Source organism: Allobosea sp., from assembly GCF_051860145.1.
Classification (GTDB): Bacteria; Pseudomonadota; Alphaproteobacteria; order Rhizobiales; family Beijerinckiaceae; genus Allobosea.
In genome coordinates, this window is sequence record NZ_JBHYEM010000042.1 from 1 (window position 1) to 13,644 (window position 13,644).

Below are 13,644 nucleotides of genomic sequence, written 5' to 3' on the forward strand. Positions count from 1 at the left end.
CTCATCACATCCTGGGGCTGGAGAAGGTCCCAAGGGTTCGGCTGTTCGCCGATTAAAGTGGTACGTGAGCTGGGTTCAGAACGTCGTGAGACAGTTCGGTCCCTATCTGCCGTGGGTGTAGGATATTTGAGAGGATCTGCCCTTAGTACGAGAGGACCGGGGTGGACGTACCTCTGGTGGACCTGTTGTGGCGCCAGCCGCAGTGCAGGGTAGCTATGTACGGTCGGGATAACCGCTGAATGCATCTAAGCGGGAAACCCACCTCAAAACGAGATATCCCTTGAGAGCCGTGGAAGACGACCACGTTGATAGGCCGGGTGTGTAAGTGCAGTAATGTGCTCAGCTTACCGGTACTAATTGCTCGATCGGCTTGATCGTTCTCATGATCAATGTCCGCAACACTCGAAAATGCGAACAAACCAAAGACCAATTTTGCTTGCCATATCCTTCGCCGGCCCGGTGACTTGAGCGAGAAGCCAGAACCCGATCCCATCCCGAACTCGGCCGTTAAACTTCTCAGCGCTGATGGTACTGTGTCTTAAGACCCGGGAGAGTAGGTCGTTGCCGGGCCTGTCAAGGATATCCCTCTTTACATGACGAACCGCAGAGCGCGGCGTTCGATGCTTTGCATCGACGCCGCGTCTTCGTTTTGACGCGGGGTGGAGCAGCCCGGTAGCTCGTCAGGCTCATAACCTGAAGGTCGTAGGTTCAAATCCTGCCCCCGCAACCAAATTCAGAACCCCGGCAGCCGAAAGGCTGCCGGGGTTTTTTGTTTCGGCGCCAGCTATAGGGCGGCGGGAGACGCAGCGAGCGGTCCCCCGAGCTTGGCCTCTTCAGATGAAAACGCGCTGTCATTCCGGCCGAGCCACGAAGCGGCGCAGCTCCGGAATGACGATGTTCCGATCTCGGCACGTCTTATGACGGCTGATCCAGCAGCGGGCGATAGAGCGCGTTGGCGCGGTTGAGATGGTCGGCCATGGCGCGTTCGGCCCCTTCGGCGTCGCGGGCTGCAATCATGTCATAGATCCGCTGGTGCTCCTGCAAGGTCAGGCTTTCGGCACCGGGGACGCGGACCAGAGTGCGGTAATATTCGCCGAGCCAGGTCAGCATGCCGTCGACGACCGCGGGGAAGATCGGATTGCCGCTCATCGCCGCGATCTGGCGATGGAAGGCGATGTCGCGCCTGAGGAAATCGTCGAGGCTGGCGTCGCGGTGGTCGGAGATGCATTGCCGGAGCTGCGCCAGCCCGGCCTCATCGGCGCGCTGTGCCGCCAAGCGCGCCAGCCCGGCCTCGAGGAAGACCCGGGCCTCCTTGAGATGGTCGAGCGAGCGCGGCTCGACGCTGAGCAGATAGCGCGCCGCGCCGGTCATCTGGTCGACCAGGCTCTCGGCGGTCGGCAGCACGACGCGGGCGCGCTCGCCATGGCTGATGCTGACGATGCCGGAGCGCTCGAGCTGCTGCAGCGCCTCGCGGATCGCAGGCCGCCCGACCTTGTAGGCGTCCATCAGCTCGCGCTCGGAGGGCAAGGTTTCGCCCGGAGCGAACTCGCCTGCGCTGATCCGGGCCATCACCCGCTCCAGGACGTCCTGGTAGAGCTTGCGGCGCTGGATCGGTTCGGAGTTCACGTCAGGCGCTTCCCATGGCGCCGCCATTGCGGACGGCGCAGAAATAGTCCGGTCCGCCGATCTGGCCACCTTTCAGGGCAAGTTCAAGCCCGTCGCGCGCCGGATCGTCGGAATAGGCGTGGCAAAGCGGCGAGCCTGGCGCGATCGCCGCCACGGCCGAGAGCGCATCGATGCCGAGCGCCAGTGTCGCATGGCCGGAGGTGTCGCCGCCGGCGATCAGGGCGCGCGGCAGCCGGGCCGCATCGAGAATGCCGGCGAGGATCCGGCCGAGCCCGGCGCCGATCCGGTCATTGACCTCGGCTATGCCTGCGCTGGAGGTCCGAACGCTGTCCGCCAGGGCCGCGATTGCCGGATCGTCCGGCCCCCTCGCGGTATAGACCAGCGGCGAGTGCCCGGTGCCGAGGACCGTCAGCGCGGCGTCGACCGCCCGGCCGATCTCGGCCTGCCAGGCAGAGCCGTCGACCGCGCGGGTCACATCGAGGCGAAGCGCCGAAAAGCCGTTCGCCTCCGAATGGGCGATCTGCCCGGCGGTGACCGGCGAGCAGGATCCCGACACCACAGCAATTTGTTCGAGCGGTCGAACGCGCAGCGGCGGGATTTCGCGCGGGATCAGGCCGGCGGCGCGCCAATGCGCGACCAGCGCATATTCGAGACCCTGCGAGCCGACCGCGAAGCGGCCGTCCTGCCGATTCTGCCAGACGAGGCGGCCGGCCTCGGCCAGCGTGAGCGCATCAATGACATCGATCGCGACGACGGGCTGGTCATCGCCGCGCAAGGCATCGAGCCGGGACTGGCCGGCGCCGCGCTGCAATGCGACCATGTCGATCAGCGCGATCCGGCGGGTCGTCTGCTTGCCGAGATGCGCACGAATGTCGGCCTCGGCCATCGGCGTGACGGGGTGGCGCGACATGGTCGGGTGACGGTCGAGCCGATGCACCGTGCCGTTCGCGCCGGCGAAGAGATTGCCGAAGGCCTGATAGCGCGCGATTTCCGGCGCGCCGACAATGAGCGGAATCCAGCGCGAGGGCAGTACCGCGGCGCCGAGATCGAGCGCCTTGCCGATCGAGCCGACATCCGGCGACGAATCGAAGGTCGAGCAGACCTTGTAGTGCAGCAGAGCTGCGTCGAGGCTGGCGAGGGCCTGGTAGATCGCCGGCAGCTCCGCCTCCATCCAGGCCGGGCTCTTCGAGCGTGCGATTCCGGCAATGCCGATGCAGCGGCGGTCCCGGAAGCGGGCGAGGCGCTCGGGCGACGGCACGCCGAGGAACATCACCGATGACAGACCGGCGAAGCTCATCACCTCCATGACGGCGGCCGAGCCGGTGAAATCGTCGCCGTAATAGGCCAGGAGGAGGCCGGGCGGCAGGCCGGCTTCATTGGGTGCAGAGCCTTGGTCCACGGCGCTCATCCGAAGCGGCGCAGCGCGCCGGCGAGCGCCGGATGCTGCTGCGCATGCCGGTCGAGCGGCACGCCGGCGACGGCCGCGTCCCAGGCCTCGCGCAGGGCGGTGACGCCGGCGCCCGGACCGTCGGGATGGGCCAGGATGCCGCCGCCCGCGGCGAAGATCAGGTCGGTCGAGCCGAGCGCGGCATAGGTGGCGGGCGCCTGCAAGGCGGTCTGCCCCGAGGAGAAGACCGGCATCAGCGGCATCGGCCGGTCGGGGAAGAGCGGGGCGAGACAAGCGCGGGCGGATTCGATCACGCTCTCGTCCGGCTCGCTGAACTTGTTGGCGAGGCCGTTGACATGCATGTGGTCGGCTCCGGCCAGCCGCCAGAGCTTGTGCCAGGCGGTGTAGGACCAGCCGAGCAGCGGCGCCCGCGATAGCGCGCCCCAGCCATTGCGATGCGCGTGGATCGGCAGCTGCGAGACGCGGCCGAGCTCGATCATGCCGACGAGGCCGACCGCGTTCAGGCTCGCCATGACGCAGGTGCCGCCGGCCGCCAGCACGAGATCGTGCCGGCGCCGCATCTGGTCGAGATCGCCGGTCAGGTTGAAGGCGAACATCGCCTTCTTGCCGCTGCGGTCGGCCTGCGTCTCGATCACCCGCATCACCGCCTTGACGCGGTCGGCGAAGGGGCAGAGCGGGCCGTCCGATTGCAGCTCGTCATCCTTGATGAAATCGATGCCGGCTTCGCACAGGGTCGCGACCAGGCTGGCGGTTTCCTGCGGGCCGAAGCCGACGCTCGGCTTGACGATGGTGCCGATCAGCGGCCCCTGCGCCACGCCAGCCAGCTTTCGCGTGCCGGCGATGCCGAAGCGCGGTCCCGGATAGGCGTCGGCGAAGGAGTCCGGCATGCGGATGTCGCGCAGGCGCAGCCCCGAGAACTGCTTCAGCTCGAAGAGATTGCCGGCGACCGTCGCCACAAGGTTCGGCAGGGATGGACCGATCGTGTCGAGCGGCCATGACAGCGTGACATGGGCGCGTCGATAACCGCCGGGCGCCGGCGCCCCATCGGGCCGCGCAGAGGGCAGCGAGGGGGTCGCAACCGTCTCGAGCAGATCGAGCCGTTCGACGCGCGCCGCGGCGCGGGCGGTGAGTTCCGGTGTTTCGCCCGGCACGGAAATGAAGGTGCCGCTCGATTGCTCGCCGGCCATGGCCTCGGCGGCGCGGCGCGGATCCTCCGCCGTTTCGATCAGATAATCCGCCTCGATTCGCTGACTGCCGGTCACGCGCACCCTCTTCGCGTTACGGCCGAGGCCGCGTTGTCGTTGGCAAACTCATATGATGAGTATGCCAGATTGACAATCGATCATCGTCATGTGATGCACTCATCATACCAGTAAGCAAACAAGAAGACGCAGCAGGGAGTGAGACCATGACGATCGTCGCGCTGTTCGGCGCCGGTGGCAAAATGGGCATGCGGCTGGGCCGCAACCTGGCCGGCTCGCGCTTCGAGACCCGCCATGTCGAGGTCAGCCCGGCAGGGCGGGAACGCGTCAAGGCGGCTTTCGGCGTCGATTGCATCGAGGCTGCGGCCGCGCTCGACGGCGCCGACGTCGTCGTGCTCGCGGTGCCGGATACAGCGGTCGGGACCGTGGCGCGCGAGATCGTCCCTGGCCTGAAGCCGGGTACGATCGTGGTGATCCTCGATGCTGCCGCGCCCTATGCCGGGCATTTGCCCGAGCGCACGGACATCACCTATTTCGTCACCCATCCCTGCCACCCGCCGATCTTCAACGACGAGACCGACCCGGCGGCCAAGGCCGACCATTTCGGCGGGATCGCCGCCAAGCAGCACATCGTCAACGCGCTGATGCAGGGTCCCGAGGCGCATTACGCGCTCGGCGAGGAGGTTGCCCGCGCGATCTGGGCGCCAGTGATGCGCTCGCACCGGATCACCGTCGAGCAGATGGCGATCCTCGAGCCCGGCCTCTCGGAGACCGTTTGCGCGACCCTGCTCGACGCGATGCGCGAGGCGATGGAGGAGGCGATCGCGCGCGGGGTGCCGCGCGAGGCGGCGCGCGACTTTCTGCTCGGCCATCTCAACATCCTGGCGGCGGTCACTTTCGAACAGGTGCAGGGCGTGTTCTCGGATGCCTGCAACAAGGCGATCGTCTTCGGCAAGGACACGATCCTGAAGCCGGACTGGAAGCGCCTGTTCGAGCCGGAAGAGATCCGCGACAGCGTGCGCCGCATCACCTGAGCGGCGAAAGCTCCGGCCGCGAGGCCGCATCGGCAGCAAGCATGAAGACGGACGCTCAAGTCCGCGCATGAGGGAACGGACACAGACCATGGTCGCGCGCAGTCTCAAGGATCGCCTCGCCGGCGAAGGCCACGCCTTCGGCACGATGCTGTTCGAGTTCTTCACGCCCGGCATGCCGGCGATCGTCGACGCGACAGGGGCGGATTTCATCCTGTTCGACATGGAGCATGCCGGCTCCGGCTTCGAGACGCTGAAATCGCTCGTCGCCGGCTGCCGCGGGCTCGCGGTCGCGCCGCTGGTGCGGGTGCCGACCGGCGAATACCACTTCATCGCGCGGGCGCTCGATATCGGCGCGCATGGCGTGATGGTGCCGATGGTCGACACGGAGGGGCAGGCGCGCTCCATCGCGGCAAACGCGCATTATCCGCCGCATGGCCGGCGCGGCGCGGCCTTCGGCGTCGCCCATGACGACTACCTGCCCGGCGCGCCGGCGCAGAAGCTGGCGGCGGCGCGGGCCCGGACCCTGGTGATCGCGCAGATCGAGACCGTGGAAGGCCTCGCCAATGTCGAGGCGATCGCGGGCGTCGAGGGTATCGACGTCGTCTGGATCGGTCATTTCGACCTGACCAATTCGATGGGCATCCCCGGACAGTTCGACCATCCCGTCTACCAGGCGGCAGTGAAGCGCATCGTCGCGGCGGCCCGGGCGGCAGGCAAGCCCGCCGGCTTCATGGCGGGCGATGCAGCGGCGGCCCGCGCCTATTGGGAGCACGGCTTCCGGATGATCGCCTACGGGCTCGATCATCACCTGTTCCAGGCGGCTCTGCGAGGCGGCATCGACGGGCTCAAGTCGCTGGCGCGAGGCTGAGATGGCGAACCGTTTCCGCATCGGATTGACGCGAGACCTGCTCGACAGCCAAGGGAAACCGTCCTTCGGAGCCGCGCCGCTTGCGCTGCTCGACAGCGCCGGCGACTGGGAGTTCGTGCCCGAGAGCCTGAGCGAGATCACGCCCGAGATCGCCGCGCGCTATGACGCGCTCTATGTCAACAGCCCGAAGGTGACCGCCGCCAGCGTGGCGCGGCCCGACAGCCGCCTGCGGATCGTGGCGCGCCACGGCGTCGGCATCGATTCCGTCGATCTCGCCGCGATGAGCGCCGCAGGCATCGTCGTCACCAACACGCCAGAGGCGGTGCGCCGGCCGGTCGCCACCATGGCGGTGACCTTCGTGCTGGCGCTGGCGCAGAAGCTGCTGATCAAGGACCGGCTGACGCGGGCCGGGCGCTGGCAGGAGCGCACCGACCATATGGGGCAGGGCCTGACCGGCAAGGTGCTGGGCGTGATCGGCGCCGGCAGCATCGGCCTCGAGACCTTGCGCATGATCGCGCCCTTCGAGATGGAGCTGATCGCCGCCGATCCCTATGGCTCGCCGGACAAGCTCGCTGAGGTGGGTGCGGCGCTGGCCCCGCTCGACGAGCTGCTGGCGCGGGCGGATTTCGTCGTCGTCGCCTGCCTGCTGAACGAGGCGACGCGGCATCTCGTCAATGCGGAGAGGCTCGGGGCGATGAAGCCCTCGGCCTATCTGATCAATGTCGCGCGTGGGCCGATCGTCGATGAGGCGGCGCTGATCGAAGCGCTGAACAGCGGCACGATCGCGGGTGCCGGCCTCGATGTTTTCGAGCAGGAGCCGGTCGATCCGGCCAATCCGCTGCTGGCGATGGAGAACGTCATCGTCACGCCGCACGCCTTGTGCTGGACCGACGAGAATTTCGGCAACATCGCCCGCGACGGGCTCGGCAGCATCGTCGACCTGCTTGCGCGCCGCCGCCCGCGCCACGTCGTCAATCCCGGGGTCCTGGAGCATGCGCGGCTGCGCGCCTGGTTCAGCGCCGCCGGCGAGGAAACGCAGAAACCAACGACAAAAATCGAGGAGGAAATTCCATGAAACGTCTCGTCACCAAACGTCTTGCCATCGCCCTATCGGCCGTTGCGGCGCTCGCGCTCTCGGCCTCGCTCTCCCATGCCCAGACCGTGATCAAGGCCGGCCATGGCGCGCAAGCCGGGCACCCGACCCAGTTCGGCCTGGTGAAATTCGCCGAGCTCGTTGCCGCCAAGACCGGCGGCACGGTCAAGGTCGAGGTCTATGCCGACCGTCAGCTCGGCGAGGAGCGCGAGATGGTCGAGGGCCTGCAGCTCGGCACGGTCGACATGGCCGCGGTCTCGACCGGGCCGCTCAACGCCTTCGTGCCGCAGATCGGCGTGCTCGACCTGCCTTTCGTCTTCAAGAATTCGGCGCATGCCTACAAGGTGCTGGACGGCGAGGTCGGCCAGGATCTGCTGAAGCGCATGGATGCCAAGGGGATCGTCGGGCTCGCCTGGTGGGAGAATGGCTGGCGGCACCTGACCTCGAAGAAGTCGATCAAGGAGCCCGGCGACCTGAAGGGCGTCAAGCTGCGCACCATGCAGAACCCGGTCCATATCGCCGCCTTCAAGCAGATCGGCGCGGCGCCGATCCCGATGGCCTGGGGCGAGGTCTTCACCAGCCTGGGCCAGGGCGTCATCGACGCCCAGGAGAACCCAGTCACGATCATCTACACCAACTCGCTCTGGGAGGTGCAGAAATACCTGACGCTGACCGGGCATGTGTATGGCCCGCATGCGGTGATGTTCAGCAAGGCGGTCTGGGCCAAGCTGACCCCCGACCAGCAGAAGGCGGTGCGCGAGGCCGTGACCGAGGCGACCATCTTCCAGCGGCAGACTTCGCAGAAGCTCGAGACCGAGCAGCTCGAGGAGCTGAAGAAGAAGGGCATGATCGTCGAGACCATCGATCTCGCCCCCTTCCAGGCGGCCACCGCCGAGATCGCCACGACCCAGAAGAACGTCGATCAGGACCTGCTCAAGAAGCTGCGCGACGCGGCCAACTGAGCTTCATCCCTCATCGCATGGCGGCGCTGCGCCGCCATGCGGCCTTTGCGTCTCCCACGGAAACAGGCGCCGATGATCACCCGCATCTGGACATTGATCGAGCGCGCGACGCTCGCCCTGCTCGTCGTGCTCTTTTCAGCAATGACGCTCGCCTGCACGGCGCAGGTGGTCTGGCGCTACGCCTTCGGCGATCCCCTGGTCTGGTCGGAGGAGCTGGCGCGCTATCTCTTCATCTGGATCGGCTATCTCTCGGCCTGGGTCGCCTGGAAGCATCGCGCCCATATCGCGCTCGATGCCGTGACCTATCTGAACAACCCGCGACTGACCGCGCTGAGCCAGCGGCTGGTCGAGGCGCTGGTGCTGGCCTTCTGCCTCTACACGCTCAAGTCCAGCTTCGCGCTGATCGCGATCACGCATTCGCAGCCCTCGGCCGTGCTCGAGCTACCGATGAGCGTCGTCTATGCCGGCTACAGCGCCATGGTCGTACTGATCGGCCTCGACATCCTGGTTGGCTGGCTCGCCGGCGCCCAAGCGCCGGCGCAGGTGCCGGTTCCGGAGGTCTGAATCTATGGCGACCGTGCTCCTCGTCGGCTTCGCCGTCCTGCTCCTGCTGAATGTACCGGTCTCCTTTGCGCTGGCGCTCGCCTCGTTGGCGGCGCTCAGCTATGGCGGCATGCCGGCGACGCTCGTCGTGCAGAAGATGACGGCCTCGATGGATTCCTTCGTCCTGCTCGCCGTGCCGTTCTTCCTGCTTTCGGGTCACCTCATGGGCCGCAGTGGCATCGCCAAGGACATCGTCGATTTCGCCGACAGCGTCGTCGGCTGGCTGCGCGGCGGGCTCGCCCATGCCAATGTCGCCGCCGGCACGCTGATGGGCGGCATGACCGGCTCGGCGGTGGCGGAGGCCTCCTCCACCGGCGGGGCGCTGATCCCGCCGATGATCGCCAAGGGCTATGACCGGCCGTTCACAGCGGCAGTCACTGCAGCGGCCTCGACCATCGCGGTGATGATCCCGCCCTCGATCCCGATGATCATCTTCGCGGTTGTGACAGGCGTCTCGGTCGGCGACCTGTTCATCGCCGGCGTGATCCCGGGCCTGCTGATGGCTCTGGCGCTGATGTTCACCTCATGGCTCTTCGCGGTGCGGCGCGGCTATCCGCGCGGCAAGCGGCCCTCGCTCGGCAGCATCGGGCGGGCGACCCGCGCCAGCATCTGGGGCCTGTTCATGCCGGTCGTGATCATCGGCTCGATCCGCTACGGCATCGCCACGCCGACCGAGGCCTCGGTTGTCGCGGTGCTCTACTCGCTGTTCGTCGGCATGTATGTCTATCGGACGATCGGCTGGCGCGACATTCCCGGCATCGTCCATGACACCGCGATCACCGCAGGCATCGTGCTCCTGATGATCGCGGCGGCCTCGCTCTACGGGCTGATCGTCACTCGCGAACAGATCCCGCAGGCCGCGGCCCAGATGATCATGGAGCTGACGACCAATCCCTATCTCGTGCTGATCCTGATCCTCTGCGTCTATCTGATCGCCGGCATGCTGCTCGATCTCGGCGCCAACATCATCATCCTGGTGCCGGTGCTCTGGCCGCTGGTGAAGAAGCTCGAGATCGACCCGGTCCAGTTCGGCATCGTCACGGTGCTCGGCCTGGCGATCGGCCTGATCACGCCGCCGGTCGGGGCGAGCCTGTTCGTGACCTGCGGCATCGCGCGAACCAACCTGCTCGACGGCAGCAAGGCGGCACTGCCCTTCATCATCGCGCTGCTGGCCGTGACCTTGCTGATCATCTTCGTGCCCGGCGTTGCGACCTGGCTGCCCTACAGCGCCAAGGGCTGATGCGACGAGCCCGTTCGCAAGGGCTGGCCTCGCGCGATTTTCCAGCACGCCCTGCATAAGAAACAGTCTTGACTGTTTGTAAGTTGGGTCCCAACCTGCCTGCCGGATCGGTTCAGCGCGGGGTGGGGCTTGAGCGGCACGGGCAAACGGCGATCGCAGAAGGAGCGCAGCGCGGAGACCTCCGCGCGGCTGATGAACGCGACGATCGACCTGCTGCATGATCGCGGCATCGCGCGCACCACGACACCCGAGATCGCCCAGGCGGCCGGCGTCTCGCGCGGCGCCCTCACCCATCATTTCGCGGGCCGTGAGGCGATCATCACCGCCTCCGTGGCCGACCTGCTCGGCCGCTCCACGCGCGACCTGCATCGTTTCGCCCAGGACTTCATGGCGCGCGGCGGCTCCAGCGACGAGATCGTCGACTATATCTGGCAGATGATGTCGGACCGGCTGTTCTACGTCACGATGGAATACCTGCCGGAGGCCCGGCACAACGCCGATTTCCGCGCCGAGCTCGTCCCGGTGGTGCGCGAGTTCCATGCCGGGCTCGATGCGGTCTGGGTCGCGCTGGCGGCGCGGACCGGCGGGGATCCCGACCATACCCGCGTCGTGATGAACACCACGATGTGCCTGGTGCGCGGCATGATCGCCCAGACCGTCCTGCGCAGCGACCCGGCCTATTACGCCGAGATGCTGGACTTCTGGAAACTGCAGCTGCGCCGGCAGTTCCCGACGCAAGCCGCGCAGCCACTCCGGCCCGCCAGCAGGGCGAACGCCTCATGACCGCGCTGCTGACCGTCTCGGACCTGAAGCTCGACTTCTATGGCGTGCATGTGCTGCGCGGCGTCGATTTCGCAGTGCCGGCCGGCTCCTTCACCGGGTTGATCGGCCCCAACGGAGCCGGCAAGTCGACCTTGTTCAACGTCGTCTCGGGCCTTTATCGCCCGAAAGGCGGCGGCGTCAGGCTGGGCGAGACCGAGACCACGGGGCAGCCGCCCGAGAAGCTGGTCGCGGCGGGGCTGGTGCGCTCGTTCCAGCTGGCGCGCGGCTTTCCCAAGCTCAGCGTCTTCCAGCACCTGATGCTCTATGGCGCCGACCAGCCGGGCGAGAACCTGTTCGCGGCGATGTTCGGCTCGGCCAGCGCCCGCCGGCGCGAGGCGGAGCTGGCCGAGCGCGCCTTCGGGATCGCGCGCCGGCTCAGGCTCGACCATGTCCTCGACAATCCCGTCACTGCGCTGTCCGGCGGCCAGAAGAAGCTGGTCGAGATCGGCCGCGCCCTGATGGCGGAGCCAAAAATCCTGCTGCTCGACGAGCCGATGGCCGGCGTCAATCCGAGCCTCGCCGACGAGATCGCGGGTCATCTCACCGCGCTCAACCGCGACGGCCTGACGATCTGCCTGATCGAGCACGACATGGCGCTGATCAAGCGGCTCTGCGAGCCGGTCGTCGTGATGGCGGAGGGGCGGACGCTGACGCAAGGCTCGTTCGAGGAGGTCGCCTCGGACATCCGGGTGCAGGAAGCCTATCTCGGGAGGCGGCATTGAGCGCGGCTGCCGGGACCGATCTTCTGTCTGTCGAAGGCGTCGTCGCCGGCTACGGAGCCGCCGAGGAGATCCTGAAAGGCACCTCGCTGCGCGTCGCGCCGGGCGAGATCGTCTCGATCATCGGCCCCAACGGGGCCGGCAAATCGACCTTGCTCAAGACCGTCGCGGGCCTGGTGGCGGCGCGCAAGGGCCGGATCGCCCTGAACGGGGCCGATGTCACGGCCGCCGGCGCGCTCGGCCGCGCCAAGGCCGGGATCGGATTCGTGCCGCAGGAGCGCAATGTCTTCGGCGCGATGACGGTGGCGGAGAATCTCGAGATCAGCGGCTTCCAGGATCCCGGCCAGGTCCGGCCCCGGAGCGAGGAGCTCTATGGCCGCTATCCGATGCTGGCCGAGAAGCGGCGCGCCCTGGCGCGGACGCTCTCGGGCGGCCAGCGCCAGATCCTCGCGATGGCGATGGGGCTGATGAATGCGCCCGACCTGCTCCTGCTCGACGAGCCGACCGCGGGGCTTTCGCCCAAGGCGGCAGAGGAGCTGTTCGACGCGATCGTGGCGCTCAACAAGGGCGGGCTGCCGATCCTGATGGTCGAGCAGCACGCGCTCGAGGCGCTCGAGATCTCGACGCGCGGCTATGTCCTCGTCTCGGGGCGCAACAGCCGCGAGGGGGCCGGACCCGCGCTCGCCGCCGATCCTGAAATCCGCCGGCTCTTCCTCGGCGGCTGACGACGCCGACCCGATCCGCAATCAACCAAAAAAGGGGATGACCATGACCGATTTCGTGACCAACCGCCGCGCGCTGCTCGCGGGCGCCGCCGCCCTTGCCGGAAGCGGCATCATGCCGAAGCTCGCCATCGCCCAGGGCGCGCCGATCAGGCTCGGCACGCTGACGCCGCTGACCGGGGCGGGCGGCCCCTACGGCCCGGTGATGGTCAAGGCGGTCAAGGCCGTCATCGACGAGGTCAACGCGGCGGGCGGCGTGCTTGGGCGCAAGATCGAGCTGATCTCGGAAGACGACCAGACCAACCCGGAAGCCGGCGTGCGCGCCGCGCGCAAGATGATCGACGTCGACAAGGTCTCGGCGATCATGGGGACCTGGGCCTCGTCGGTGACGACGGCGGTCGCGCCGCTCTGCTGGGAATCGAAGACCTTCCTGACGACGACCTCCGGCGCGGATTCGATCACTCAGCTGCCGCATCAGGGCTACCTGATCCGGACCCAGCCGACGACGACTTTGCAGGGCCGCAAGTTCGGCGAGTTCTGCATCGCCGAGAAGGCCAAGCGCGTCTTCTTCCTGTCGCCGCAGACGCCCTTCGCCAAGAGCCAGTTCGACAACATCACTGAGGCGGTGAAGAAGGCCGGCGGCGAGACCGCCTCGCTGATCTATGACGACAAGAAGCCGGCCTACCGCACCGAGATCGACGAGGTGATGCGCTTCAAGCCAGATGCTGTGGTGTTTGGCGGCTACACGCCCGATACCGCCGTGATGCTCAAGGACATCTTCCGCGCCGGCTTCTCCGGGCTCAAGGTCGCCTTTGGCTATTCGGTCAACCAGAAGCTGGTCGAGAGCGTGCCGGCCGAGGTCGTCGACAAGACCTACACGATCTCGCCCTCCTCGGCCGAAGGCTCCAAGGCCTATGACCGGCTGGTGAAGCTGATCGGGGTCGCCTCGCCCGATCCCTACACCACGCAGATCTACGACCAGGTCAATCTGGTGCTGCTGGCGATCGCCATGGCGGGCGAGGCCTCCGGCACCGCGATCAAGGACAATGTCCGCAAGATCAGCCAGGCCCAGGGCGGCGCCAAGATCGACAATGTCATCGACGGGCTGAAGGCGATCGCCGCCAAGCAGCCGATCGACTATGACGGCGCCAGCGGCCCCTGCGACTTCACCGAGACCGGCGACATCTCGGATTCGAAATTCCGCTACGAGCAGGTCCAGGGCGGCAAGATCGCGCTCGTCAAGATCGCCTGATGCGGACGTTCCGTCGCTCGCCGCCGAGTCTGGCCGAGGGCCGCCGCCTTCCCCCTCCCCCCCCGGGGGGGGGGGGGGGGGGGGGGGGGGGGG

13 protein-coding genes, 1 tRNA gene and 2 rRNA genes are annotated in these 13,644 nt (G+C 67.3%); 13 read left to right on the forward strand and 3 right to left on the reverse strand.

What is annotated here, in order from left to right; genetic code table 11:
* The 3 genes from ACTIF2_RS27400 to ACTIF2_RS27410 form a co-directional block, all read left to right on the forward strand.
* Positions 1-378, forward strand: a 23S ribosomal RNA gene (locus tag ACTIF2_RS27400); the annotation flags it as partial.
* A 77-nt stretch (positions 379-455) separates the two neighbouring features.
* Positions 456-570: ribosomal RNA gene (rrf, locus tag ACTIF2_RS27405) — 5S ribosomal RNA — on the forward strand.
* 83 nt (positions 571-653) lie between these two features.
* Positions 654-730 (forward strand) — tRNA-Met (locus ACTIF2_RS27410).
* A 185-nt stretch (positions 731-915) separates the two neighbouring features.
* Here ACTIF2_RS27410 and ACTIF2_RS27415 read toward each other — a convergent pair.
* Genes ACTIF2_RS27415 through ACTIF2_RS27425 form a run of 3 tightly spaced genes read right to left on the reverse strand, consistent with a single transcriptional unit; the run spans position 916 to position 4,296 of the window.
* On the reverse strand, positions 916-1,626 hold the full coding sequence (locus tag ACTIF2_RS27415; RefSeq protein WP_439500310.1) for a transcriptional regulator NanR: 711 nt from the start codon (positions 1,624-1,626) through the stop codon (positions 916-918).
* 1 nt (position 1,627) lies between these two features.
* Positions 1,628-3,034 (reverse strand): four-carbon acid sugar kinase family protein, encoded by a 1,407-nt coding sequence (locus tag ACTIF2_RS27420; protein WP_439500311.1) that lies wholly within the window; start codon positions 3,032-3,034, stop codon positions 1,628-1,630.
* Positions 3,031-4,296 carry a ribulose-bisphosphate carboxylase large subunit family protein gene (locus tag ACTIF2_RS27425; RefSeq protein WP_439500312.1) on the reverse strand — a complete coding sequence of 422 codons (1,266 nt, stop codon included), beginning with the start codon at positions 4,294-4,296 and terminating at the stop codon, positions 3,031-3,033. Before ACTIF2_RS27425 ends, ACTIF2_RS27420 begins: the two co-directional genes overlap by 4 nt.
* A 146-nt stretch (positions 4,297-4,442) precedes the next feature.
* On the opposite strand from ACTIF2_RS27425, the gene ACTIF2_RS27430 reads away from it, so the two are divergent.
* From ACTIF2_RS27430 to ACTIF2_RS27475, 10 genes are all read left to right on the forward strand, one after another.
* On the forward strand, positions 4,443-5,270 hold the full coding sequence (locus tag ACTIF2_RS27430) for a phosphogluconate dehydrogenase C-terminal domain-containing protein (RefSeq protein ID WP_439500313.1): 828 nt from the start codon (positions 4,443-4,445) through the stop codon (positions 5,268-5,270).
* Between the two features lie 88 nt (positions 5,271-5,358).
* Complete coding sequence (locus tag ACTIF2_RS27435; RefSeq protein ID WP_439500314.1) at positions 5,359-6,138, forward strand: HpcH/HpaI aldolase family protein; 780 nt, start codon at positions 5,359-5,361, stop codon at positions 6,136-6,138.
* A 1-nt stretch (position 6,139) separates the two neighbouring features.
* A complete protein-coding gene (locus ACTIF2_RS27440; protein ID WP_439500315.1) occupies positions 6,140-7,213 on the forward strand; it encodes a 2-hydroxyacid dehydrogenase in 1,074 nt (357 codons plus the stop codon).
* Positions 7,210-8,193, forward strand: coding sequence for a TRAP transporter substrate-binding protein (locus ACTIF2_RS27445; protein ID WP_439500316.1), 984 nt, complete (start codon positions 7,210-7,212; stop codon positions 8,191-8,193). Before ACTIF2_RS27440 ends, ACTIF2_RS27445 begins: the two co-directional genes overlap by 4 nt.
* A gap of 72 nt (positions 8,194-8,265) precedes the next feature.
* Entirely contained in the window at positions 8,266-8,757 is a 492-nt protein-coding gene (locus ACTIF2_RS27450; protein WP_439500317.1) for a TRAP transporter small permease, read from the forward strand.
* A 4-nt stretch (positions 8,758-8,761) separates the two neighbouring features.
* Positions 8,762-10,036: a TRAP transporter large permease gene (locus tag ACTIF2_RS27455; RefSeq protein ID WP_439500318.1), complete on the forward strand. Its 1,275-nt coding sequence runs from the start codon at positions 8,762-8,764 to the stop codon at positions 10,034-10,036.
* A 129-nt stretch (positions 10,037-10,165) separates the two neighbouring features.
* Positions 10,166-10,819: a TetR/AcrR family transcriptional regulator gene (locus ACTIF2_RS27460; RefSeq protein ID WP_439500319.1), complete on the forward strand. Its 654-nt coding sequence runs from the start codon at positions 10,166-10,168 to the stop codon at positions 10,817-10,819.
* On the forward strand, positions 10,816-11,580 hold the full coding sequence (locus ACTIF2_RS27465; RefSeq protein ID WP_439500320.1) for an ABC transporter ATP-binding protein: 765 nt from the start codon (positions 10,816-10,818) through the stop codon (positions 11,578-11,580). Before ACTIF2_RS27460 ends, ACTIF2_RS27465 begins: the two co-directional genes overlap by 4 nt.
* Positions 11,577-12,302 carry an ABC transporter ATP-binding protein gene (locus tag ACTIF2_RS27470; RefSeq protein WP_439500321.1) on the forward strand — a complete coding sequence of 242 codons (726 nt, stop codon included), beginning with the start codon at positions 11,577-11,579 and terminating at the stop codon, positions 12,300-12,302. The genes ACTIF2_RS27465 and ACTIF2_RS27470 overlap by 4 nt, the downstream gene beginning before the upstream one ends.
* A gap of 43 nt (positions 12,303-12,345) precedes the next feature.
* Entirely contained in the window at positions 12,346-13,551 is a 1,206-nt protein-coding gene (locus ACTIF2_RS27475) for an ABC transporter substrate-binding protein (protein ID WP_439500322.1), read from the forward strand.
* Positions 13,552-13,644 lie beyond the last annotated feature (93 nt).